Raw genomic sequence first — 20,988 nt, 5'->3', positions numbered from 1 at the left:
TTGAACATTTAATTAAATCAGGGAGTGGCGGTAATTAACATTTTTAATAAAAGGGCTCCAAAGAGCCCAAGCTGTTAACGAAACTTTTTGTGGTTCTCATTGCGGGTAGCGGTAAATTTCTTCGCTTCCGCTTTCGCGCCAGCCAGATCGCCCGCCTCGGCCAGCTTCATGCTGCTGTCAATCTGGCTAATCAGCTTGTCCAGACCGGCATGATAGTCTTTGATTTCCGCACTGTCGGCGGCCTTCCCTTTCAGCTTGTCCGGCGTTTGCGTTTTGGCATCCTCGGCAGCGCCACGCATATCGCTCAGGGCTTTCTTAAACTCCCCCACATCCTCTGTTTTACCGACGGTGTGTAAACCGGCATTCAGGGTGTTCATATCGTCATCCAGGCTGGCCATTGCCGACAAACTGGAGAACAGCAGGGAGGCGGTCATCACGGCTAGTAAGGCTTTACGCATCGCTCAATTCCTTCTTTTTATGTGAGAAATAAGACAATTTTATTTGAAAAGCACGACAAAAAAGGGTGACCAAAAGGCCACCCCATAATAATACGCAAAAATGACGGAATTACTGCCCGGCGATTTTCATTTCTGGAAGCAGGACCGATCCACACTGGATATTGCTGCGCAGTTCGATATCGCTGCCGACGGTGACCATGTTCATCCACATGTCCTTGAGGTTACCGGCAATAGTGACTTCGCTGACCGGATACTGAATTTCGCCGTTTTCAACCCAGAAGCCAGCCGCGCCACGGGAGTAGTCGCCAGTCATGCCACTTACGCCCTGCCCCATCAGCTCGGTAACCACCAGGCCGGTGCCCATTTTCTTCAGCAGCTGATCAAAGCTGTCACCCTGACCGGCAATGCGCCAGTTATGGATGCCGCCAGCATGTCCGGTGCTTTTTAGCCCCAGCTTGCGCGCCGAGTAGCTGGTCATCAGCCAGGTTTGCAGCACGCCGTCTTTGATGATGTCACGCTGCTCAGTGCGCACGCCTTCGCTGTCGAACGGCGTGGAGGCCAGGCCTTTCAGCAGATGCGGTTGCTCCTGAATAGTCAGCCATTCAGGCAGGATCTGTTTGCCCATCGAATCCAGCAAGAAGGTGGATTTGCGGTAGACGCTGCCGCCACTGATCGCCCCAACCAGGTGACCAAACAGGCCGGTAGCCACTTCAGCGGCAAACAGCACCGGGGCTTTCATGGTGGAGAGCTTACGAGGAGAAAGGCGGGATAAAGTGCGGCGTGCGCACTCTTCACCAACCCACTCAGGAGATTTCAGGTCTTCAATCGCGCGGCCAATGGTATAGGCATAATCGCGTTCCATGTCGCCATTGGCTTCAGCGATCACGCTGCTGGAGATTGAGTGGCGGCTGGAGGAGTAACCCTGGATCATCCCGTGGCTGTTACCAAAGACTTTCATGCCGATGTGGCTGTTAAAGCTGCCGCCTTCGGTATTGGTAATGCGCTTGTCGGCTTTCAGCGCGGCCTGCTCAGCGCGGGCAGCCAGTTCGATCGCCCGGTCTGGATCGAGATCGGTGGGATGATAAAGATCGAGATCCGGCGCGTCGAAGGCCAGTAGCTCGCGATCCGCTGGACCAGCATAAGGATCCGCAGAGGTGTATTTAGCGATATCGATCGCCGCCTGCACGGTGCGCTTAATGGCATCTGGGCTAAGATCGGTAGAAGAAGCACTGCCTTTACGGTTCTGATGATACACGGTGATGCCCAGTGCACCATCGCTGTTGAATTCTACGTTTTCCACTTCGCCAAAGCGCGTACTGACGCTGATGCCGGTGGTTTTGGTCACGGCGACTTCCGCTCCATCGGTGCTGACTTTTGCCAGTTCGAGTGCTGTTGCTACCGCCTGTTCGAGGGTTTTACGCTGTTCTGCAACTTGGGAGAGTAATTTCATCGACCTACCATATAATTAACAGAGGGCTTTTCTGGTCCGGATAAACGCCAGATTGCCAGACTCTTTAGTGATTAAGGTTCATTTGAGTCTAACAGACTCAGAGAACAATTTCGCAGTAGCCACGTAACCTGATAGCATGAGCCTCTTTTTTAGGGAGCCCCCAATGACCAAACAGCCTGACGACTGGCTTGATGATGTACCAGATAACGAAGAAGAAGAAGAAGAAGAGATTATCTGGGTCAGTAAAAGTGAAATCAAACGTGATGCCGAGGAGCTAAAGCGCCTGGGTCTGGAATTGATGGAGCTGAGCAAAAACTCGCTGGATAAGATCCCGCTGGATGAAGACCTGCGCACCGCGATCGATCTGGCACAGAAGATCAAGAAAGAAGCTCGCCGCCGTCAGTTACAGCTGATCGGTAAAATGCTGCGCTCTCGCGATGAAGAGCCGATCCGCCTTGCGCTGGATAAGCTGAAGAACCGTCACAACCAACAGGTTGCGCTGTTCCATAAGCTGGAAGTGCTGCGCGATCGTCTGGTTGCCGAAGGTGATGAAGTGGTGCCGGACGTGCTGGCGCTTTATCCAGATGCTGACCGTCAGCAACTTCGCGCTATGATCCGCAATGCGCAAAAAGAGAAAGCAGGCAATAAGCCACCAAAAGCCTTCCGTCAGATCTTCCAGTATCTGCGTGAGCTTGCCGAAGCCAAATAAAAAGGGCGGAATCTCTTCCGCCCCTCTGTTGCGCTTCTGAACTCTGGCAAGAGACTTTCCTGCCAGAGTTTGCGTCTGATTATTTCGCCAGTCTGTCCAGTAGCTTCTGATGAATACCGCCAAAGCCCCCGTTGCTCATGACCAGAATGGTGTCGCCCGGTTGCGCCACTTTCGCAATCATCTCGACCAGCACATCCACATCCGGGCTCCAGTGAGCAGGTTGCACGCAGGCATCCGCCACTTCTGAAACCTGCCACGGAATATGGTGCGGCTGCAGCAGGAACACTTCATCAGCACGCGCCAGAGCAGGCGCCAACTCGTCCTTACTGATCCCCATTTTCATGGTATTTGAACGCGGTTCCAGCACCGCAAGAATACGGGCTGTGCCGCCGACCTTACTGCGTAACGCCGTCATGGTCGCCAGGATCGCCGTTGGGTGATGGGCAAAATCGTCATAGACTTTGACACCGTTGGCTTCACCGCGCAGTTCCAGGCGACGACGGGCGTTGATAAAGTCGTTCAGCGCCAGGCCGGCATCTTCCGGTTTAATGCCTACGTGGCGCGCAGCCGCGATTGCCATCATACCGTTATGCATGTTGTGCTCGCCCACCAGCGCCCAGTTCACTTCTGCCACGCGCTCTCCGTCCAGCCAGACTTCCCAGCTTGAAGCGTCCGGCGTCAGTTTCTTCGCCTGCCAGTGTCCGGCATCCCCTACGGTTTCCTGCTCGCTCCAGCAGCCCATCGACAGCACTTGTTTGATATTGACGTCGTGCTCTGGCACCAGGATTTTGCCCTGGCCCGGCACAATACGCACAAGGTGATGGAATTGACGCTGAATGGCCTTCAGATCGTCAAAAATGTCCGCGTGATCAAACTCAAGGTTGTTGAGGATCAGCGTGCGCGGACAGTAATGCACGAATTTGGAGCGTTTATCGAAGAAGGCGCAGTCATATTCGTCGGCTTCGATCACAAAGAATGGGGTTTTTCCTAAAGTTGCCGAGACATCGAAGTTTCCTGGCACGCCACCAATCACAAAGCCAGGTTCAAGGCCGCACGCCTGTAAAATCCATGCCGCCATGCCTGCTGTGGTGGTTTTTCCGTGGGTTCCGGCCACCGCGATGACCCAGCGGTCACGCAGCACAAAATCATGCAGCCACTGTGGGCCTGACAGGTAAGGAATGTTGCGTTCCAGCACCGCTTCAACACAGGCATTTCCCCGCGTCATCGCATTACCGATGATCACTAAATCCGGAGCAGGATCGAGCTGGGAAGCATCATAACCCTGAATTAAATCAATACCTTGCTTTTCAAGCAGCGTGCTCATTGGCGGATAGACGTTGGCATCGGAGCCCGTCACTTCATGGCCCAGGGCTCGGGCCAGCACGGCCAGGCCGCCCATGAAGGTTCCGCAGATACCGAGAATATGAATACGCATAAATAGATCCGTTAACAGGAAAGTCCGGGCCATAGTGTAGCGCCCTCCTCGCGAGGAAGAAACGGATTTGCCCTATGTTCTTTAGCGTTCAATCGGCTAAACTGCGTACGCATACGTTGGCAGTTTGTTAATCAGGCTGCTGTTCAACCGCAGATTCAGGGATAGTGTTATGAAAACGTTAGGCGAATTCATCGTCGAGAAGCAACACGACTTTCCTCACGCCACAGGTGAACTGACGGCGCTGATTTCAGCCATCAAGCTGGGCGCGAAGATCATCCACCGTGATATCAACAAAGCCGGTTTGGTGGATATTCTCGGCGCCAGCGGCGTAGAGAACATTCAGGGCGAGCAGCAGATGAAGCTCGATCTGTTTGCCAATGAAAAACTCAAAGCCGCACTGAAAGCGCGCGGGATCGTTGCCGGTATCGCCTCTGAAGAAGAAGATGAGATTGTGATCTTCGAAGGCGTCGAAAACGGCAAATACGTGGTGCTGATGGATCCGCTGGATGGCTCGTCAAACATTGACGTTAACGTCTCTGTTGGCACGATCTTCTCCATCTACCGTCGTATCACCCCAGCCGGAACACCAGTGACCGAGGAAGACTTCCTCCAGCCTGGTAACCAGCAGGTCGCCGCTGGTTACGTGGTTTACGGCTCTTCCACCATGCTGGTGTACACCACTGGCTGTGGCGTTCACGCCTTTACCTACGATCCGTCACTGGGTGTTTTCTGCCTCAGCGCGGAGAAAATGGAGTTCCCGGAAGCGGGCTATACCTACTCCATTAACGAAGGCAACTACATTCGTTTCCCTCAGGGCGTGAAGAAATACCTGAAGTTCTGTCAGGAAGAAGACGAGGCAACGCACCGTCCTTACACCTCAAGGTACATCGGTTCTCTGGTAGCGGACTTCCACCGCAACCTGCTGAAAGGCGGCATCTATCTCTACCCAAGCACCGCAAGCCACCCGAAAGGCAAGCTGCGCCTGCTGTATGAGTGCAACCCGATGGCCTTCCTGGCCGAGCAGGCCGGCGGAAAAGCCAGCGACGGTAAAAACCGTATTCTGGATCTGACGCCAGAGTCGCTGCACGAGCGTTCTCCGTTCTTCGTCGGGAATACCGCGATGGTGGACGATCAGGAACGTTTCCTGCGCGAGTTCCCGGACGCATAACGCTTCCCGCGAGCCAGACAGAAAAAGGGCGATCTCACGATCGCCCTTTTTATTTTGCCCCGGCAACAAGCGGGATCAGGCAGGGCTGATTTTAAACACCGCCATGGACTGCACCAGCTGTTGTGACTGCTCTTCCAGTGACTGGGTAGCGGCCATCGCCTGCTCGACGAGCGCGGCATTTTGTTGCGCTACCTCGTCCATCTGCGTGACGGCCTGGTTCACCTGCTCAATGCCGTGACTCTGCTCCTGAGAAGCGCTGGAAATCTCCTTCATCAGCGTGGTCACCCGCATCACTTCGTCAGCGATTTCATCCATGGTCTCCCCGGCTTTGGTGGCCATTTCCGCCCCTTCGCTCACCCGGCTTTGCGATTCACCAATCAGTTCGCGGATCTCTTTAGCGGCTGTTGCGCTGCGCTGAGCAAGATTACGCACCTCGCTGGCAACGACCGCAAAGCCTCTTCCCTGTTCTCCTGCCCGTGCGGCCTCTACAGAGGCGTTCAGCGCCAGGATGTTAGTCTGGAAGGCAATCCCATCAATCACGCCCAGAATGTCGCCAATGCGCCTGGAGCTGTTGGAGATCTCCTGCATCTTCTCCATCACGTAGCTGACCACTTCGCTGCCACGGTCGGCGCTGTCAGAGACTGACCTTGCCAGTTGATGAGCCTGGCTGGCGTTATCCGCATTGAGCTTCACCGTTGCGGTCAACTGTTCCATGCTGGCCGCAGTTTGCTCCAGTGAAGCAGCAGACTCTTCAGTGCGCTGTGAGAGATTGACATTACCCGAGGAAAGTTCACGACTGCCGATATCAATCTGCAGGCTGGCATCACGTACCCGGCTGACAGAAAGCTGCAGAGAGTGCTGCATAGCCGCCAGAGCCGCATTCAGACGCCCGAGTTCATTGTTGCCACTTTCAGGCAGCGCCTGGGTTAAATCCCCGGCGGCCACGAATTCCAGATGCTCAATAGCGGAATCGAGCGGCTTGAGCAGGATTGCCCGCAGCAACAGCCATGCGACGGACAGCAGGATCACCGTCAGAATGCCGCAAAACAGGATCAGCAGGGTGAGCATTTTTTGATTGCGGGCCGCTTCCGTCAGTTGCGCATCCGTCACCTGATTGGCGAAGACGGTAAAGGCATCGACAGCGTTGGTGAAGGTTGAATTTAACGCAGTGAGTTTTTCTTCCAGTACGGTGTAGTAGCCATCGGTATTCTGTTGCTGCAGAGCATCCAGCATCGGCATAATGCCTTGAGCCAGATAGACGTCATAACTGGCGACAATGTCGTCGGAAAGTTTTTGCCCGTGTGCCGTCACCGTGCCAGCATCAACAAAGGCTTTTAAGGACTTTTTAGAGCGATCGATGTAAGTGCTGGCCCTTTTGGTAGCAAGGTTGGCATCATCAATCATCCCGATTTCCATCTTCCTTACCGATAACGCTGCCGTGGTCCTTGCACGTAGCAGGCTGCTATTGGTAAGCGATAAGCTGTTTAACTCGATCCCCTGAATGCGGTTAACCACATCCAACGATCGATTCCCTTTGTTAATTGCCACAATGCCCATCACGCTGACGCCAAGCAGCATCAACGTCATCAGCGCTAATAACACTAATAACCCAGTTCGAATCGAAATTTTTCTAAGCATGATTTTGTGTGACCCTTGAAAAAAGCACTTAGTCCAGGAACCCAAAAAGCGAAGAAGGTATCGGCACCCTGTCAGCGAATCTTTAGCCACGATGATGTGAAAAGGATTGACGACTGCAGCAGAGTTGATAAGGATCAATTTTTGCCAAATACCCTACAGAAGGATTTGTCTGATGAAAAAATACCTCGCGATTACAAGCCTGTTAGTGACTTTTTACAGCCACGCCGAAGTAAGCCCGATTGATACCGCCCAGCAACAATGCCTGGATAAAGCCTCTACTACCTTAGCCATGCAGCAGTGTTTTAGCGCAGCGAACAAGGCCTGGGACAGTGAAATGAATCAGCAATACAGCAAATTGACAACCACGCTAAACAGTGATCAAAAAGCCAAATTACGCACTGCGCAGCGGGCCTGGCTGAAATACCGCGACAGCTGGCTGGATGCCACCAAAGCTCGGCTTAGCGATAGCGGCACCCTGGCCTCACTGGAGTTAGGAGCTCAGGGCGTTAACCTGGTAAAAAACCAGGCTTTAGCGCTGAAGTCGTTGGCAGGCGGGAGCTGTGCCAATCCTGACGACTGTAAGTAACCGAGCCGTTACTTTGCCGAAGTCGCTAAAATCCCCCGTCACGCGCAGAGGCGCACTAAAATCATCCTTACAGGCCGTAAGGCCAGTACTGGAGCATTCCTAAAGGGCAAAAAGGGGGGATACTTTCAAACTCAGTTGGCTATAATGAGCGTCACTTGTTTAAGGCTGAATGAAGGAATTGACCATGAGTTTGAACCAGGTTCCAGCGGGCAAAGACCTGCCAGAAGATATCTATGTTGTTATCGAGATCCCGGCAAATGCCGATCCGATCAAATATGAAGTCGACAAAGATACCGGCGCCCTGTTCGTTGACCGCTTTATGTCTACTGCGATGTTCTATCCGTGCAACTACGGTTACATCAACCACACTCTGTCTTTAGACGGTGACCCGGTAGATGTTCTGGTCCCAACCGCTTATCCACTGCAGCCGGGCTCAGTCATTCGTTGCCGTCCAGTTGGCGTGCTGAAAATGACCGACGAATCTGGCGAAGATGCCAAAGTTGTTGCCGTTCCGCACAGCAAACTGACCAAAGAATACGATCACATCAAAGATGTGAACGACCTGCCAGAACTGCTGCGTGCGCAGATCACTCACTTCTTCGAGCAATATAAAGCGCTGGAAAAAGGCAAATGGGTGAAAGTAGAAGGCTGGGATGACGCGGCCGCCGCTAAAGCTGAAATCGTGACCTCTTTCGAACGCGCTGCGAAGAAGTAATTTTCCGCTCCGTGGATGAAAAAAAACACCGCTCAATGAGCGGTGTTTTTATTGGCATAAACCTCAGGTGGGTTTGCGTGCATTTTGCTGCAACCAGTCGCCGCTCACAATATGCTCTTTTCCTGCTATCGAACGTTGGTACACATAGAGCCACGCACTGCCGTAAGGCGTTTGCACCAGCTCACGCTTGTACTCTCCACCCTTGGTTCTGAGCGCATCGAGCTCTCCCAACGTGGACGCATCGATACGGTAAACCTCACAGGATACCTGCCCGCTACCCGCGATAACACCGGGGTAAAGACCCAAATTGTAAAGCTCGTAGCCGTCGATCTGATGATCGCCCAACCACTGCCCGTTGGTCATCCAATGACTGTTGCCTTGCTTCCGTCTTAAGGTGCCGTAGACAATTATTCGCATTGCTAGAACTCAAACTGATAAAGCAAATCCAGGGCCTGGTCGAGACCAGACACTGCTTCCAAATAGAGCTTGGGCATCAGGCGATAACGCAGGGTTAAGGTCGCCAGTGAATCAAATATGCCAACACCGTATTTTACCTGTAGACCCGGCAGAACGTAGCCACTGACCTGAACCTGCTGGCTGTCACCGACGCCAGCCGTGTCCAGGGCGAGATTGCTTACGCCGAAGGTCTCCCCGATTTTACCCACAACCTGCCCACTTTGTGCAAGCCCCAATCCTACTAATGCTGAGGTTACAGCACTGCTGTCGCTGCCGTTCGAGTCCAGACCCTGTCCGCGAAGCAGATAGGACAAGGCTTCCTGCTGTGACATGGCAGGATCTGCGAACACTTCTACCTTCGGCTCATCTGCCAGTCCAGTGACGCGCACACCGGCGGTAACATCATCTGCCGTGGCTTCAGGATTACGGATCGCTTCAATATTCAGGTACGGCTGGTCAGGTGGGCCTGAGAATTGCAGCTCACCTTTGCGCACCAGCAAGTCCTGACCGTAAGCATGGAAGCGGCCGGAGGGAATGTTGATCTGGCCGTTGAGGCCGAGGCCACGTTTATCCTGCACCATCTTCAGATCGCCATTCAGTTTGGCTTTCAGACCAAAGGCGCTGAGACGCACATCGTCGCCCACATGAATGACCAGGTTACTGTTGATCGGTATGGCGGTGGATTGCGGCGCTATTGGCTTCAGATCTTTATCCAGCAGCACTTCATCCGACGACACACCAACGGCGCTTTCCGGCACTTCCTGCACGTTAATGCGCGCCCACGGAATATCCACGCGACCGTCCAGATTAAACATTTCAGGCGTCGCTTCAAACACCAGATCCGGTGAAACGTCCATCCGTACCATCGGCGGCACCGTTACGCGGATTTTATCGCCCTTAGCGGCGATACGGGCACGCCAGGCGTCCAGCACAGTCCAGTCTGCGCCCCCGCTTAGGGTCAGCTGCCCTTTCGAGGTTTGAATCAACCCTTCCAGCGTCGAGCTCATGCCGTTGAAGACCATGTTGAGGTTGGCGCTGGTCAGGTCAACCGGCATAAAGCTGCCGTCCACATCCACGTTCTTCAGCCCAAGCTGTCCAAAGACCTGCGGTTTTTGCAGATTACCAGCCAGACGCAGGTTGGTACTGACTATCCCCGCAACCTTCTCGCCCTTCATCAACGCCGGGTTCAGCAGTGCCAGCGACAGGTTGGCAATATTCACATTGCCTGACAACGTGCGCTTACCTTCAGGATCGGCGATTTGTACATTGCCATCCAACTGACCGTTGTTGGCAATGCGGATTAGCCAGTCCAGCTGAGCACGACCATTACGCATGGCGGCGTTCAGGTTCAGTGTGTCGAAAGCAATCGGCAGGACGTTCCCCTGAACATTTTGCGCCACCTTCACGCCGTTGCCTTTCAGCGAGACACGACCCTGCGGTAATCCCCCGCCAGCGGTCCAGCTGACGTCAGCATCACCACTGAAGACGCCGCTGAGTTTGGTGTCTTCACCGAGGAAGGGCTTCGCCATCGCAAGATCGAAACGGTTGAGCTGAACTTTGGCGTGGCCAGAGGGACCCGCCTCAATAGTTTGCGGTACGCACAGCTCAGCATTAGGGTTCTGCCAACAGTGCGGCCCAATGCTGACTGTCTGCTTACTGTTGAGGTAATCCAGCGCTATCGCTCGTGTCAGTCGCCATTCGCCAACCGGAGTATCGAAGCTGGTATTGTTCAGCGAGCCTTTCCAGCGCTGCTCTGCCCGGTCGAAGCTTCCGGTCAGTGCGAGGTGACCGGAAACGGGTTTGCCATTGATATTCAGCTTCAGCTGATGCTGCTTCTCGCTGCCGCTGGCATCCAGCGTGATCTGCGAGATATCCAACGCATCCTGTTTCAGTTGATCGACTTTCAGCGCCAGCTTGCCCTGAACCTGCTCTCCGGAGCTGACGTCAGCATTCAGCATGACGCGGGCTACGCTCAGCGCCTGCCAGCGAAGTCCTGTGGCGGTCAGATCGGCCAGCAGCTGCGGTGTTTTCAGATCGCCACGGGCTTTGATGGTGCCTTTCGCCACGCCGCCAAGGCCCGGCAACGCATTGTCCAGATGCTGCGCATCAATATCCGCATCGAGGTTGAGCTTGTCGCCCAGCGATCCTTTCAGATTGATATTGTTGCGCCCCAGCACCAGCTTCAGGCCTGGGATATCCCACTGGTTATAGCTGTTGCCGTATAAGGAGCCGTCTGCGGTCACGGCGTTTTGCTTCACGTTGCCGCGCAGCTTCAGTTCCGGTACGCGCATCTGCCAGCTTCCGCCATACAGGCTGCCGCGTGTGGTGATTTTCCCTTCCAGCTTCGCAGGCCAGTCAGGATATTGCTTCGCGGTATTGATGCCGGACAGCGTCAACTCGCTGCGCCAACTGATGGCTTTGCTCCAGTCCACCAGCGCCGTTAAGTCAATATTGCCTTCAAGTGCCGCAAGGCGAAGTTTATCCAGCGAGAACTGTTCGATGTTGCCTTTACCGTCCAGCGCTACCGTGGCTGGCGGAATGCCCTGCCCCTTCAGCGCGGCTTTCAGCGACATCACATAATCCGTTGCCTTGCCGTTAAAGCTGAAGGTGAAGTTATCCGCCTGATACTGAATTTCACCGGTCAGCGGCCAGCGCAGTTGCGGGCTCTTCACGTTCATTGCCAGCGGCAGGCCGATGTCAGCCAGTCGGGTATTGGCCTCCATCTGGACCTGAACCGGGCCAGAAAGATTCAACGCCATATTCAGCTGCTCACGCAGACCCCCGTCCAGCGTCATTTTGATCTTCTCGCCTTTGATCGGATCGACGTTGAGGGCGCTATTCAGCGTGAAGTTTACCGGCCAGTTATCAGAAAGTGTGGCTTGTCCCTGTGCGTTCAACTGGCCTTGCGGCGAGTCGACATCCAGCGTTTCCAGATGCAGCAGTTTGTCCTGCGTTTTTGCTTTGACCAGCAGGCGATTAACCGTGATATCGGTATCGCCAGTGATGCGCAGCTGTTCACCAAGGATTTGCTGCACATCCACATCCAGCGGCATTTTGAAGTCAGGCAGATCCGGCAGCAGCGGTTTGGCAAACATCTCCTTCAGCGTTTCGCCCAGCGGCTTTTCGTCCGGCTTTGGCTGCTGCACTTTAGGCTGCACTATCTGTTCATCGGCCACTTTCGCCGCTTTTGGCAGTGCAATCAGCAGCCCCTGAATGTGGGTAGGGTTCAGCGTTAACGCACGGCCCTGCCAGTTGATGCCAGAAGTGAAGTCCGCCAGTGAAATTGCCGTGTCATCCACTTTCACATTGATGTTGTGCAGCGCAAGCTGACGAAGCGTGATCGGATAAGGCGTACTGAGATCGCCAGAAGAAGGCTCCTCTTCAACAGGCGATGGCGCAGCTGGGGTCATTTTCTTGCTGTCGACCACCACATTCACGTCTTTCAGCGACAGATCGTTGACGCAGAAGGCACTGTCTTTCAGGCAGCTCAACTGTACGGCGAGGTGAAACTCTCCGGCATTTACCGTTACGCCTGGCATTTCATACTGCACGCCTTTCAGCGTCAGATTGCGCCAGCCGCCATCAACCTGCTTGATTTGCAGCCCAGGAACCCAGCGCGCTGCGCCGTTAAGCAGCAGATGCAGTCCGGGAGTCGTTCCAATTAAAAATGCAATGCCGCCAAGCAGCACCAGCAGGAAAATCAGGATGCCAATAAGGACCTTTTTCCAGCGACTCATAGTTCAGGCCCCAATCCGATATAAAACTGTATGTCACGAGTTTCGTCATCACCGATCGGCCGGGCGATGTCCAGCTTGATCGGCCCCACCGGCGACTGCCAGCGCACCCCAAAACCAGCGCCGGTTTTCAGGTCAGTCTGTTTGATGTCATTCACCGCTTCGCCGGAGTCGACGAACACAGCGCCCCACCATTTGCCGGTGACATTGTATTGATACTCCAGCGAGCCGGTGGCCAGCTTGGAGGCACCAGTCAGCTTGCCATCGTCATCGCGTGGCGAGATGCCTTTGTATTTATACCCACGAATACTGCGATCGCCACCGGCGAAGAAGCGCAGATCTGGCGGCACTTTGTCGAAGTCGCTGGTTTCAATCCAGCCGAGGTTGCCCCGCACGACAAACCGGTGTTTGTCAGCCAGAGTACGAATCCAGACGTTCTGGGCTTGCACCACGGCGAAGTCGATATCCGATCCCCAGGTGGTGTCAGAAACGTCTAAGGAATAGCGTTGGGAATCGCCCCAGGTCGGCATCAGGCCACCGCGTGAGCGGGTGCGGTTAACGCTAACGCCAGGATAAATCAGCATCGTGGTGTTGGTGACATTACCCTGCGTAAAGTGGTCCAGGCTCCAGCGAAGATTTAGCGCGCGTTGCCAGCCAGAGGAAGAGTCCCAGTAGCGGGAAGCCGCCAGCGTAGAGGCGTCTGATTTGGTGTCGTTGAGGTCGGTTCTTTTCAGGCCGCCCTGCAGCAGGTAATACTGCTCGATCGGGTTTTTCAGCAGCGGAATTTTGTAGCTGAAATCCAGTTGCTGTTCAGGAGCGGAGACGTTAGCACTGGTCGTCAGGCTATGCCCGTAACTGTTAACCCACGGTTTCTTCCAGGTGGCTTTGACTCTTGGCCCGACATCCGTGGAGTATCCCACTCCAGTTTCGATGGTGTTCTCTGTGCGCGGGCTAACGACACCGTGCAGAGGAAGAATTTTGGTTTTGCGGGATTTATCGAATTCCGGGGCCACCACCACCGAGTTAAACCAGCCGGAGGCGGAAAGACGGCGGTTCAGCTCAGCAAGATCACGGGAGCTGTAATAGTCGCCTTTTTTAAACGGCACCAGATTTTGCAGATACTCTTCGCGGATTTGCGAGCCTTCAAAGCTGACATCACCAAAGCGGTAGCGTTTACCGCTGTCGTAATCGATATCCCAGAAGGCCTCACGGCGCTCTACAGAGACACCAAGCTGGCTTTTAGCATAGTCGCCATCGAAGTAGCCTTTGCGCAGCGCCATGTTGCTCAGGGAGCTTTTAAAGCTGTCATAATCACTGTGGTTCAGCACGCCGCCGATTTTGCCACGGCCATTTTTAACCAGCGCCTGATAATCGGCATCGGTGCGGGCTTCGCCGCGAATGATCACCGTTTCACCCGCCAGTTTCACCGGTTCTCCGGCAGTTACCTTAGCGACCAGCACCGGCCTTTTGCCGCCAGCTGGCGGAGGCTGGAGATCGAATTCGATAGTCGGATCGTAATAGCCCAGCGCTTTCAGGCCTTCTTTTACGGCATCGCTTACACGAGCACGGAAACGCCCATCAGCCGAGACTTCATCACTCGAGATGGTGGAAAGCCGAGCACGGACATTTTTTTGTAAATCCCCAGATAACCCTGTCACCTGCAAACGCACTGTCGCGGCTTCAGCGAGCGGTGCAGCAGCTAAAAGACCTAACATGCAATAAACATGAATTCGTGGCACGCTGACTCCTGATGATGATGCCGGCCCTTAGTCCAGTTGGGCACAACGCTTTCTTTTCATATCTTCCCGGACGCGGGATCCTGTAAGCATGGCAAGTTTTTGCCGCTTATGGCCCTCTATTTGCCCGTAAAGCCAAATTTATTAACTTATTGTGTGCAAAGTATCGACACGTTACAACACAGGATCGTGATCGAATGTTACCTTCAGCCATAACCCCTGCCAGACTCGGATTAATCTCATCCAGGTTATCGCCGCAATTGTAAGCATTGGTCGGCACAGCTATAATCCTTTCCACAAGTCGACTTACGGCTTGTTGACTGACTTCTGCGCCGGCGATCCTGCCGAACAGGTGCAGACATTTTTGGCACGGATAGCCGAGCTCTTATCACGGGACAGGATCTCCGCAGATCCTCATGCGCTGCCCAGGCCAAAAATGACAAGTAATTAAACGCAAGGCCGGTTCCGGGCACTTTCACCTGATCGTTACTGAATCGAGCCATTTTATGGATGTTTTATGTTAGACAGTTTGCTTGTCATCGTACTGCTGATTGCGATCAGCTCATTTTTCTCATTGTCAGAGATTTCGTTGGCTGCAGCCCGAAAGATCAAGCTGAAGCTGCTGGCTGATGCCGGTAATATCAACGCGCAGCGCGTGTTGAAGATGCAGGAAACACCCGGGATGTTTTTCACCGTGGTGCAAATCGGCCTGAACGCAGTAGCCATTTTAGGCGGTATAGTCGGTGACGCAGCCTTCTCCCCGGCTTTTCGTTCTCTTTTTCTCCGTTTCACCTCTCCCGAACTGGCTGAACAGATAAGTTTTATCTGTTCTTTCACCGTCGTCACCAGCCTGTTTATTCTGTTTGCTGACCTGTTCCCGAAACGCCTTGGGATGATTGCACCAGAGCAAGTTGCGCTGAAGATCATCAACCCGATGCGTTTTTGTTTGTTTATCTTCCGTCCGCTGGTGTGGTTCTTCAACGGCGGGGCGAACATCATTTTCCGCCTGTTTAAAATCCCTCTGGTGCGTAAAGACGACATTACCTCGGATGATATCTACGCCATTGTAGAAGCTGGTGCTCTGGCAGGCGTGCTGCGCAAGCAGGAACATGAGCTGATTGAAAACGTGTTTGAGCTGGAGTCACGTACCGTCCCCTCTTCGATGACCTCACGTGAGAACGTGGTGTGGTTCGATTTACACGAAGACGAAGACAGTCTGAAAGAAAAAATCGCTAATCATCCGCACTCCAAGTTCCTGGTGTGTAATGAAGATATCGATCATATCGTGGGCTATGTAGATTCGAAGGAGCTGCTGTTAAGGGTTCTGGGGCATCAAAGTATGGCGCTGAACAGCGGCGTACAAATCCGCTCAGCGTTGATCGTGCCAGATACCTTAACGCTGTCAGAAGCGTTGGAAAGTTTTAAAACCGCCGGAGAAGACTTCGCGGTGATCATGAACGAGTACGCCCTTGTGGTAGGCATCATCACCCTGAACGACGTGATGACCACGTTAATGGGAGATTTGGTGGGTCAGGGCATGGAAGAGCAGATTGTTGCCCGCGACGAGAACTCCTGGCTGGTCGAAGGCGGCACGCCGATTGATGACGTGATGCGAGTCCTGCATATTGATGAGTTCCCGCAGTCTGGCAACTACGAGACCATTGGCGGCTTTATGATGTTTATGCTGCGTAAAATCCCGAAGCGTACCGACTTTGTGAAGTTCCACGGGTATAAGTTTGAAGTCGTGGATATCGACAGTTACCGCATCGACCAGCTACTGGTGACACGCATTGATGCCCGGCCAGCAACGGCGGCTTCGGTGTTGGTGAATGTGGCTGAAGAACAGTAGCGGGAAGCAAGAAACAGAAAGGCGCGAGAATTCGCGCCTTATTTTTAGTTACATTCGGTTTGTAATCGCAGTACCTGGCGGTTCACTTCTGACATCACGCTATAGTGCTGTTTATCTTTAATGCGTGGGATCAAAATTTTCCCTTTATCGAACTCAAATGCGCCTACATCTTTGATGTATATCCTGCCGCGAAACAGTGTTTTTACGTATTTGGCCACCTGCAGCGGATTATATCGCTGAAAGATCTTCATGCTGGTAATACTCCTGAAAAGATATGTGCGCTGCGTCGTGTCCAATTTCGGTACGAATCCTTGCAGCGCAAACTGGATTCACTATAGCCCAACATCGCCTTCCTGAAGTCCGAAAACCGACTTTTTTTCCTGCTTTTACACATCATGACAGTACAGTCTGTCTTCTGACCGTGTCGAAACAGTATAAACCTTCAATTGAAAGGGATTTGTGCAGTGTGTTGCAAAGATGTTATTTCGATGCGACAGCAGCATCTTCTGCGCTTATTATTGCAGTAACATGACTAACTGGTCGGATCACATCAAAAGGTCGAGTCTATGAATACCGTTCGCTTGTTTTTTGTTCTAATCGCGCTGTCTCTCTCCTCTGTTGCCGGTGCGCATGGCTTTGCAGAAGGACAACGCGTGCCTGCCGTGGGCATCACAGATAAAGGTGAATTGGTGCTAAAACAGGATGACTTCAGTTATCACAACTGGAACAGTGCGAAGCTGCCTGGAAAGGTGCGGGTGATCCAGCATATTGCCGGGCGTTCGTCCTCGAAGGAGAAGAATGCCGCGCTGATTGAAGCCATTAAGTCAGCGAAGTTTCCTCACGACCGGTACCAGACCACCACCATAGTGAACACGGATGATGCGATCCCCGGCACCGGGATGTTCGTTCGCAGCAGCATAGAGAACAATAAGAAGCAGTTTCCCTGGTCGCAGTTTATCGTAGACAGCAACGGCGTAGCGAAGAAGGCCTGGCAGCTGGATGATGCGGGTTCTGCCATCGTGGTGTTGGATAAAGAAGGCAAGGTACGGTTCGCGAAAGACGGCGCGCTAACGCAGGAAGAAGTGAAGCAGGTTGTGGCGCTGGTACATAAGTTACTGGAGTGAGATTGCGGCCTTAGCTGCTAAGGTTAACACCCGCTGCGGTGGTTCGGCGTCAGCATAGCGCCCAATAACTTCAAAGTTGAAGGTTAGATTTGTGGACGCACAGGTCAAAACCCGGCTCGAACAATGTTTTGAAGTGTGTTGCCCCAATTGAACAGGCTACATTGAAGCCTGTGGGAAGGGAGAGAAGGTTGATAAGCAAAGTATCTGCGACAGGGACGTCGCAGCTAAGCCTCCATATAGGATTCACGGCGTCTTTGTGTTCAACCTTCTCTCCCTGACCTGCCAACAGACCCTTCAGACAACTTGCTTAATCGCCGCGTCCAACCCCGCCTGATCTTACACCAGCCCCTTCAGACGTCTTACGATCCAGCAGCAGCATCCTCTCTATGATCTGCCACCATAACAACCTGATAAGCTGGCTTTTCCCAACAATCAGAACAGAGAAACCCGGAAGCCGGGATTCAGGAAGGATTCGCGTGGGGTGTAGTCCAGGGTTTTGCCCTGCCAGTCATGGACGTATGCACCTGCGGCGATGGCTACTGCGTGGCCTGCTCCGGTATCCCAGATATTGGTTGGTCCGAAGCGCGGATAAAGCTGCGCTTTACCTTCTGCCACCAGGCAGAACTTCAGCGAGGAGCCGATAGCCGTGGTCTGATGCTCGCCTAACTGGCTAAGATAATCTTCCAGCTCGGTGTCTGAATGGGAACGGCTGACGACGACCAGCGGCGGATGCGCTTCACGCACCTGAATCTGCTCATGATGGCCGCCTTCATCTTTCCAGGCCTTACCTTCAGCAGCTGAATACATCACTTTTAGCACCGGCGCGTAAACTACACCAAGTACCGGCTTGCCGTTCTCAATCAGCGCGATATTGACCGTGAACTCGCCATTACGCTTAATGAATTCTTTGGTGCCATCCAGCGGATCAACCAGCCAGTAGCGCTGCCAGTGCTGGCGCTCGTCCCATCCTGTCGGATCTTCTTCCGAAAGAACCGGGATGTCCGGGGAAAGCTCAGAAAGTCCCTGAACAATCACTTTATGCGCGGCAATGTCCGCCGCCGTGACGGGCGAATCATCGGACTTGTGAGCAACATCCATCGGTGCCTGTCCGTCATACACCTTCATGATTGCATCGCCTGCTTCCCGGGCCAGCTGGCAAATTTTGTCTAACATTTTCCACCTCTTGATTAGCATCTTGATGCCGGACTCTGCCGGCAGGTGTTACGCATCAGGCCGCCTTCCCCACAGCTGAAAACCTCTATTGATCATAGCAGCTGATTTTACCCCCCTGCTGCACCGCGGGTTTAAGCCGCTGGTTATGGCTGAAAGAGTGGAAAGTAGACCTTAGTTATCAACAGCATAATTCATTTCCATCGCCAGAACGTCCTGTTTATCCAGCCAGGGTCATAAGAGGTAAATATTTGTAGCAGATCACAGTTATGTGAGACACAACGTAACAGTTTCATAAAAGTTTGAGATGTTAGTGAGTGATGGCATCGAAATTTACGGAGAAATGATGATTAAGCCTGTTTATACCCTCGCAGCATTGCTGGTCGCGACCTCAGTTCATGCGGCCACGGTGGATTTCCGCCTGCTGGAAACCACAGACCTGCACAGCAACATGATGGATTTTGACTACTACAAAGATACGCCAACGGAAAAATTTGGCCTGGTGAGAACCGCCACGCTGATCGAAGCCGCGCGGAAAGAAGCCACCAACAGCGTGCTGGTCGACAACGGCGACATTATTCAGGGCAGCCCGCTTGGCGATTATATGGCGGCCAAAGGCTTGCAACAGGGTGAAGTGCATCCGGTCTATAAAGCGATGAACACCCTCGATTATACCGTCGGAAACCTCGGCAATCATGAGTTTAACTACGGCCTTGATTACCTGCATAAAGCGATTAGCGGCGCTCGCTTTCCCTACATCAATGCCAACATCATTGATGTCAAAACCGGTAAACCGCTGTTCACGCCTTATCTGATTAAAAACGTTGAAGTGACTGACCGCGAGGGGAAAAAGCATCAGCTGAAAGTCGGCTATATCGGCTTTGTCCCGCCGCAAATCATGGTCTGGGACAAAACCAACCTGACCGGCAAAGTCACGGTGAATGACATCACCGAAACCGCCCGCAAATGGGTGCCGGAAATGCGTAAAGCTGGCGCTGACCTGGTTGTGGCCATCCCGCACTCTGGCCTGTCTGGCGACCCTTATAAAGCGATGGCTGAAAACTCGGTGTATTACCTCAGCCAGGTGCCGGGTATCGATGCGATCCTCTTTGGGCATGCTCATGCCGTGTTCCCAAGCGCAGATTTTGCCAGCATTAAAGGCGCTGACATCCAACAGGGGACGCTGAATGGCGTTCCGGCAGTCATGCCCGGCATGTGGGGAGATCACCTCGGTGTGGTCGATCTGGTGCTTGAGGAGAAGCAAGGACAGTGGAAGGTCAGCAACGCTCGGGCCGAAGCTCGCCCGATTTACGACAAAACGGCGAAAAAATCACTGGCTGCTGAAGATCAGGCCTTACTGAAGGTGATGCAGCACGACCACGATGCCACCCGCGAGTTTGTCAGCAAGCCTATCGGCAAGTCGGCAGATGTGATGTACAGCTACCTGTCGCTGGTGCAGGACGATCCCACCGTGCAGATTGTGAATAACGCTCAGCGTGACTATGTGCAACGTTACATCCAGGGCGACCCGGATTTGGCCAATCTGCCGGTGTTAACCGCCGCCGCGCCGTTCAAAGCCGGTGGCCGGAAGAACGATCCTGCCAGCTATGTGGAAGTGGAAAAAGGGCAACTAACCTTCCGCAATGCGGCTGACCTGTATCTTTATCCTAATACACTGGTAGTGATGAAAGTCAGCGGTAAAGAAGTGAAAGAGTGGCTTGAGTGCTCCGCCGGTCAGTTCAATCAGATTGATCCTCACAGCAGCAAGCCGCAGTCGCTGATTAACTGGGATTTCCGTACCTACAACTTTGATGTGATTGATGGCGTAAATTACCGAATTGATGTGACTCAACCTGCGAAATACGATGCAGAATGTCAGACGATTAACCAGAACGCCTCTCGTATCAAGGATCTGACCTTTAACGGGAAAACCATCGACCCACAGGCCACCTTCCTGGTCGCGACCAATAACTATCGGGCTTATGGCGGCAAGTTTGCTGGTACAGGTGAAAGTCATATCGCTTTTGCTTCGCCGGATGAAAACCGTTCCGTGGTGGCGGCCTATATCAGCGCACAGACCAAAGCTCAGGGAGAAGTGAAACCGCAGGCAGATAATAACTGGAAGCTGGCGCACATCGAGAGTGCCACGCCGCTGGATATTCGCTTTGAAACTTCACCGGGTGAGAAAGCCGCTAACTTTATCCGTGAGCACGCACAGTATCCGTTGCAGCAGAAAGGGACAGATGAGATTGGCTTTGCTGTCTATCAGGTAGATTTACAGAAGTAGTCCTGAGTGGGCCAGGCGTCCCTGGCCCGAAATCTTACAGGATTTCTAACAACTCAACTTCAAACACCAGAGTGCTGAACGGAGGGATAGAAGCGCCTGCGCCACGCTCACCGTAGGCCAGCTCGTGCGGGATAACCAGCTCCCACTTTGAGCCTACTGGCATCAGCGTCAGGGCTTCAATCCAGCCTGGGATCACGCCGCTAACCGGGAATTCAGCCGGCTCGCCACGCTGAACAGAACTGTCGAACACGCTGCCATCGATCAGTTTACCGGTGTAATGCACGCGTACACGGTCCTGACGGGATGGGATAGCCCCTTCACCCTGAGCAATCACGCTGAACTGCAGACCAGACTCGGTGCTGCTCACGCCTTCACGCTTGATATTGTCTTGCAGGAATTTCTGACCTTCTACTGCCATTTCCTGCTGGCGCTCACGACGCACGGCATCAGCACGCTCATGAACTTCACGCAGC

At 53.4% G+C, this 20,988-nt stretch carries 17 protein-coding genes; 7 read left to right on the top strand and 10 right to left on the bottom strand.

Annotated elements, in window-relative coordinates; translation table 11 throughout:
• Positions 1 to 74: 74 nt before the first annotated feature.
• Both cybC and pmbA read right to left on the bottom strand, forming a co-directional pair.
• Positions 75 to 458 carry a cytochrome b562 gene (cybC, locus tag WCC56_RS19285; protein ID WP_424693933.1) on the bottom strand — a complete coding sequence of 128 codons (384 nt, stop codon included), beginning with the start codon at positions 456 to 458 and terminating at the stop codon, positions 75 to 77.
• Positions 459 to 567: 109 nt separating this feature from the next.
• Complete coding sequence (pmbA, locus tag WCC56_RS19280; RefSeq protein WP_424693932.1) at positions 568 to 1,908, bottom strand: metalloprotease PmbA; 1,341 nt, start codon at positions 1,906 to 1,908, stop codon at positions 568 to 570.
• Positions 1,909 to 2,071: 163 nt separating this feature from the next.
• On the opposite strand from pmbA, the gene yjgA reads away from it, so the two are divergent.
• A complete protein-coding gene (gene yjgA, locus WCC56_RS19275) occupies positions 2,072 to 2,617 on the top strand; it encodes a ribosome biogenesis factor YjgA (RefSeq protein WP_424693931.1) in 546 nt (181 codons plus the stop codon).
• A gap of 79 nt (positions 2,618 to 2,696) precedes the next feature.
• On the opposite strand, the gene mpl is transcribed toward yjgA, so the two are convergent.
• Positions 2,697 to 4,052, bottom strand: coding sequence for a UDP-N-acetylmuramate:L-alanyl-gamma-D-glutamyl-meso-diaminopimelate ligase (gene mpl / locus WCC56_RS19270; RefSeq protein WP_424693930.1), 1,356 nt, complete (start codon positions 4,050 to 4,052; stop codon positions 2,697 to 2,699).
• 169 nt (positions 4,053 to 4,221) lie between these two features.
• Between mpl and fbp the strand changes: the two genes are divergently transcribed.
• Positions 4,222 to 5,220 carry a class 1 fructose-bisphosphatase gene (fbp, locus tag WCC56_RS19265; protein ID WP_424693929.1) on the top strand — a complete coding sequence of 333 codons (999 nt, stop codon included), beginning with the start codon at positions 4,222 to 4,224 and terminating at the stop codon, positions 5,218 to 5,220.
• 75 nt (positions 5,221 to 5,295) lie between these two features.
• On the opposite strand, the gene WCC56_RS19260 is transcribed toward fbp, so the two are convergent.
• On the bottom strand, positions 5,296 to 6,858 hold the full coding sequence (locus WCC56_RS19260) for a methyl-accepting chemotaxis protein (protein WP_424693928.1): 1,563 nt from the start codon (positions 6,856 to 6,858) through the stop codon (positions 5,296 to 5,298).
• 172 nt (positions 6,859 to 7,030) lie between these two features.
• Here WCC56_RS19260 and WCC56_RS19255 point away from each other — a divergent pair, with 172 nt between their 5' ends.
• Complete coding sequence (locus WCC56_RS19255) at positions 7,031 to 7,444, top strand: lysozyme inhibitor LprI family protein (protein WP_424693927.1); 414 nt, start codon at positions 7,031 to 7,033, stop codon at positions 7,442 to 7,444.
• A 184-nt stretch (positions 7,445 to 7,628) separates the two neighbouring features.
• Positions 7,629 to 8,159: an inorganic diphosphatase gene (gene ppa, locus WCC56_RS19250; protein ID WP_424693926.1), complete on the top strand. Its 531-nt coding sequence runs from the start codon at positions 7,629 to 7,631 to the stop codon at positions 8,157 to 8,159.
• Between the two features lie 63 nt (positions 8,160 to 8,222).
• Here the strand turns inward: ppa and WCC56_RS19245 are convergent, their stop codons facing one another.
• Genes WCC56_RS19245 through tamA form a run of 3 tightly spaced genes read right to left on the bottom strand, consistent with a single transcriptional unit; the run spans position 8,223 to position 14,064 of the window.
• The gene (locus WCC56_RS19245) at positions 8,223 to 8,576 is read right to left on the bottom strand and encodes a gamma-glutamylcyclotransferase family protein (protein WP_424693925.1); all 354 of its coding nucleotides are present in this window, start codon (positions 8,574 to 8,576) and stop codon (positions 8,223 to 8,225) included.
• Positions 8,577 to 8,578: 2 nt separating this feature from the next.
• Positions 8,579 to 12,352, bottom strand: coding sequence for an autotransporter assembly complex protein TamB (gene tamB / locus WCC56_RS19240; RefSeq protein ID WP_424693924.1), 3,774 nt, complete (start codon positions 12,350 to 12,352; stop codon positions 8,579 to 8,581).
• Complete coding sequence (tamA, locus tag WCC56_RS19235; protein WP_424693935.1) at positions 12,349 to 14,064, bottom strand: autotransporter assembly complex protein TamA; 1,716 nt, start codon at positions 14,062 to 14,064, stop codon at positions 12,349 to 12,351. Before tamA ends, tamB begins: the two co-directional genes overlap by 4 nt.
• Positions 14,065 to 14,602: 538 nt before the next feature.
• Between tamA and WCC56_RS19230 the strand changes: the two genes are divergently transcribed.
• Complete coding sequence (locus WCC56_RS19230; RefSeq protein ID WP_424693923.1) at positions 14,603 to 15,934, top strand: hemolysin family protein; 1,332 nt, start codon at positions 14,603 to 14,605, stop codon at positions 15,932 to 15,934.
• Between the two features lie 44 nt (positions 15,935 to 15,978).
• Here the strand turns inward: WCC56_RS19230 and WCC56_RS19225 are convergent, their stop codons facing one another.
• Positions 15,979 to 16,185, bottom strand: a complete 207-nt coding sequence (locus tag WCC56_RS19225) for a DUF1107 domain-containing protein (protein ID WP_424693922.1) — start codon at positions 16,183 to 16,185, stop codon at positions 15,979 to 15,981.
• 315 nt (positions 16,186 to 16,500) lie between these two features.
• Between WCC56_RS19225 and WCC56_RS19220 the strand changes: the two genes are divergently transcribed.
• On the top strand, positions 16,501 to 17,058 hold the full coding sequence (locus WCC56_RS19220; protein WP_424693921.1) for a YtfJ family protein: 558 nt from the start codon (positions 16,501 to 16,503) through the stop codon (positions 17,056 to 17,058).
• Positions 17,059 to 17,490: 432 nt separating this feature from the next.
• Here WCC56_RS19220 and cysQ read toward each other — a convergent pair whose 3' ends face one another.
• The gene (gene cysQ / locus WCC56_RS19215) at positions 17,491 to 18,231 is read right to left on the bottom strand and encodes a 3'(2'),5'-bisphosphate nucleotidase CysQ (protein ID WP_424693920.1); all 741 of its coding nucleotides are present in this window, start codon (positions 18,229 to 18,231) and stop codon (positions 17,491 to 17,493) included.
• Positions 18,232 to 18,574: 343 nt separating this feature from the next.
• On the opposite strand from cysQ, the gene WCC56_RS19210 reads away from it, so the two are divergent.
• On the top strand, positions 18,575 to 20,515 hold the full coding sequence (locus WCC56_RS19210) for a bifunctional 2',3'-cyclic-nucleotide 2'-phosphodiesterase/3'-nucleotidase (protein ID WP_424693934.1): 1,941 nt from the start codon (positions 18,575 to 18,577) through the stop codon (positions 20,513 to 20,515).
• A gap of 34 nt (positions 20,516 to 20,549) precedes the next feature.
• Here WCC56_RS19210 and fklB read toward each other — a convergent pair.
• On the bottom strand, positions 20,550 to 20,988 hold a 439-nt coding region (gene fklB / locus WCC56_RS19205), incomplete at its 5' end, for an FKBP-type peptidyl-prolyl cis-trans isomerase (RefSeq protein ID WP_424693919.1).

The sequence above is a fragment of the Erwinia sp. genome (assembly GCF_049696395.1).
Taxonomy (GTDB): domain Bacteria; phylum Pseudomonadota; class Gammaproteobacteria; order Enterobacterales; family Enterobacteriaceae; genus Erwinia.
The sequence above is the reverse complement of the archived record's forward strand: the minus strand, read 5'-3'. Positions and strand labels throughout refer to the sequence as shown.

Coding starts and splice junctions, on each gene's coding strand:
- cybC (WP_424693933.1), bottom strand. CDS start 458: ATGCGTAAAGCCTTACTAGCCGTGATGACCGCCTCCCTGCTGTTCTCC.
- pmbA (WP_424693932.1), bottom strand. CDS start 1,908: ATGAAATTACTCTCCCAAGTTGCAGAACAGCGTAAAACCCTCGAACAG.
- yjgA (WP_424693931.1), top strand. CDS start 2,072: ATGACCAAACAGCCTGACGACTGGCTTGATGATGTACCAGATAACGAA.
- mpl (WP_424693930.1), bottom strand. CDS start 4,052: ATGCGTATTCATATTCTCGGTATCTGCGGAACCTTCATGGGCGGCCTG.
- fbp (WP_424693929.1), top strand. CDS start 4,222: ATGAAAACGTTAGGCGAATTCATCGTCGAGAAGCAACACGACTTTCCT.
- WCC56_RS19260 (WP_424693928.1), bottom strand. CDS start 6,858: ATGCTTAGAAAAATTTCGATTCGAACTGGGTTATTAGTGTTATTAGCG.
- WCC56_RS19255 (WP_424693927.1), top strand. CDS start 7,031: ATGAAAAAATACCTCGCGATTACAAGCCTGTTAGTGACTTTTTACAGC.
- ppa (WP_424693926.1), top strand. CDS start 7,629: ATGAGTTTGAACCAGGTTCCAGCGGGCAAAGACCTGCCAGAAGATATC.
- WCC56_RS19245 (WP_424693925.1), bottom strand. CDS start 8,576: ATGCGAATAATTGTCTACGGCACCTTAAGACGGAAGCAAGGCAACAGT.
- tamB (WP_424693924.1), bottom strand. CDS start 12,352: ATGAGTCGCTGGAAAAAGGTCCTTATTGGCATCCTGATTTTCCTGCTG.
- tamA (WP_424693935.1), bottom strand. CDS start 14,064: ATGTTAGGTCTTTTAGCTGCTGCACCGCTCGCTGAAGCCGCGACAGTG.
- WCC56_RS19230 (WP_424693923.1), top strand. CDS start 14,603: ATGTTAGACAGTTTGCTTGTCATCGTACTGCTGATTGCGATCAGCTCA.
- WCC56_RS19225 (WP_424693922.1), bottom strand. CDS start 16,185: ATGAAGATCTTTCAGCGATATAATCCGCTGCAGGTGGCCAAATACGTA.
- WCC56_RS19220 (WP_424693921.1), top strand. CDS start 16,501: ATGAATACCGTTCGCTTGTTTTTTGTTCTAATCGCGCTGTCTCTCTCC.
- cysQ (WP_424693920.1), bottom strand. CDS start 18,231: ATGTTAGACAAAATTTGCCAGCTGGCCCGGGAAGCAGGCGATGCAATC.
- WCC56_RS19210 (WP_424693934.1), top strand. CDS start 18,575: ATGATTAAGCCTGTTTATACCCTCGCAGCATTGCTGGTCGCGACCTCA.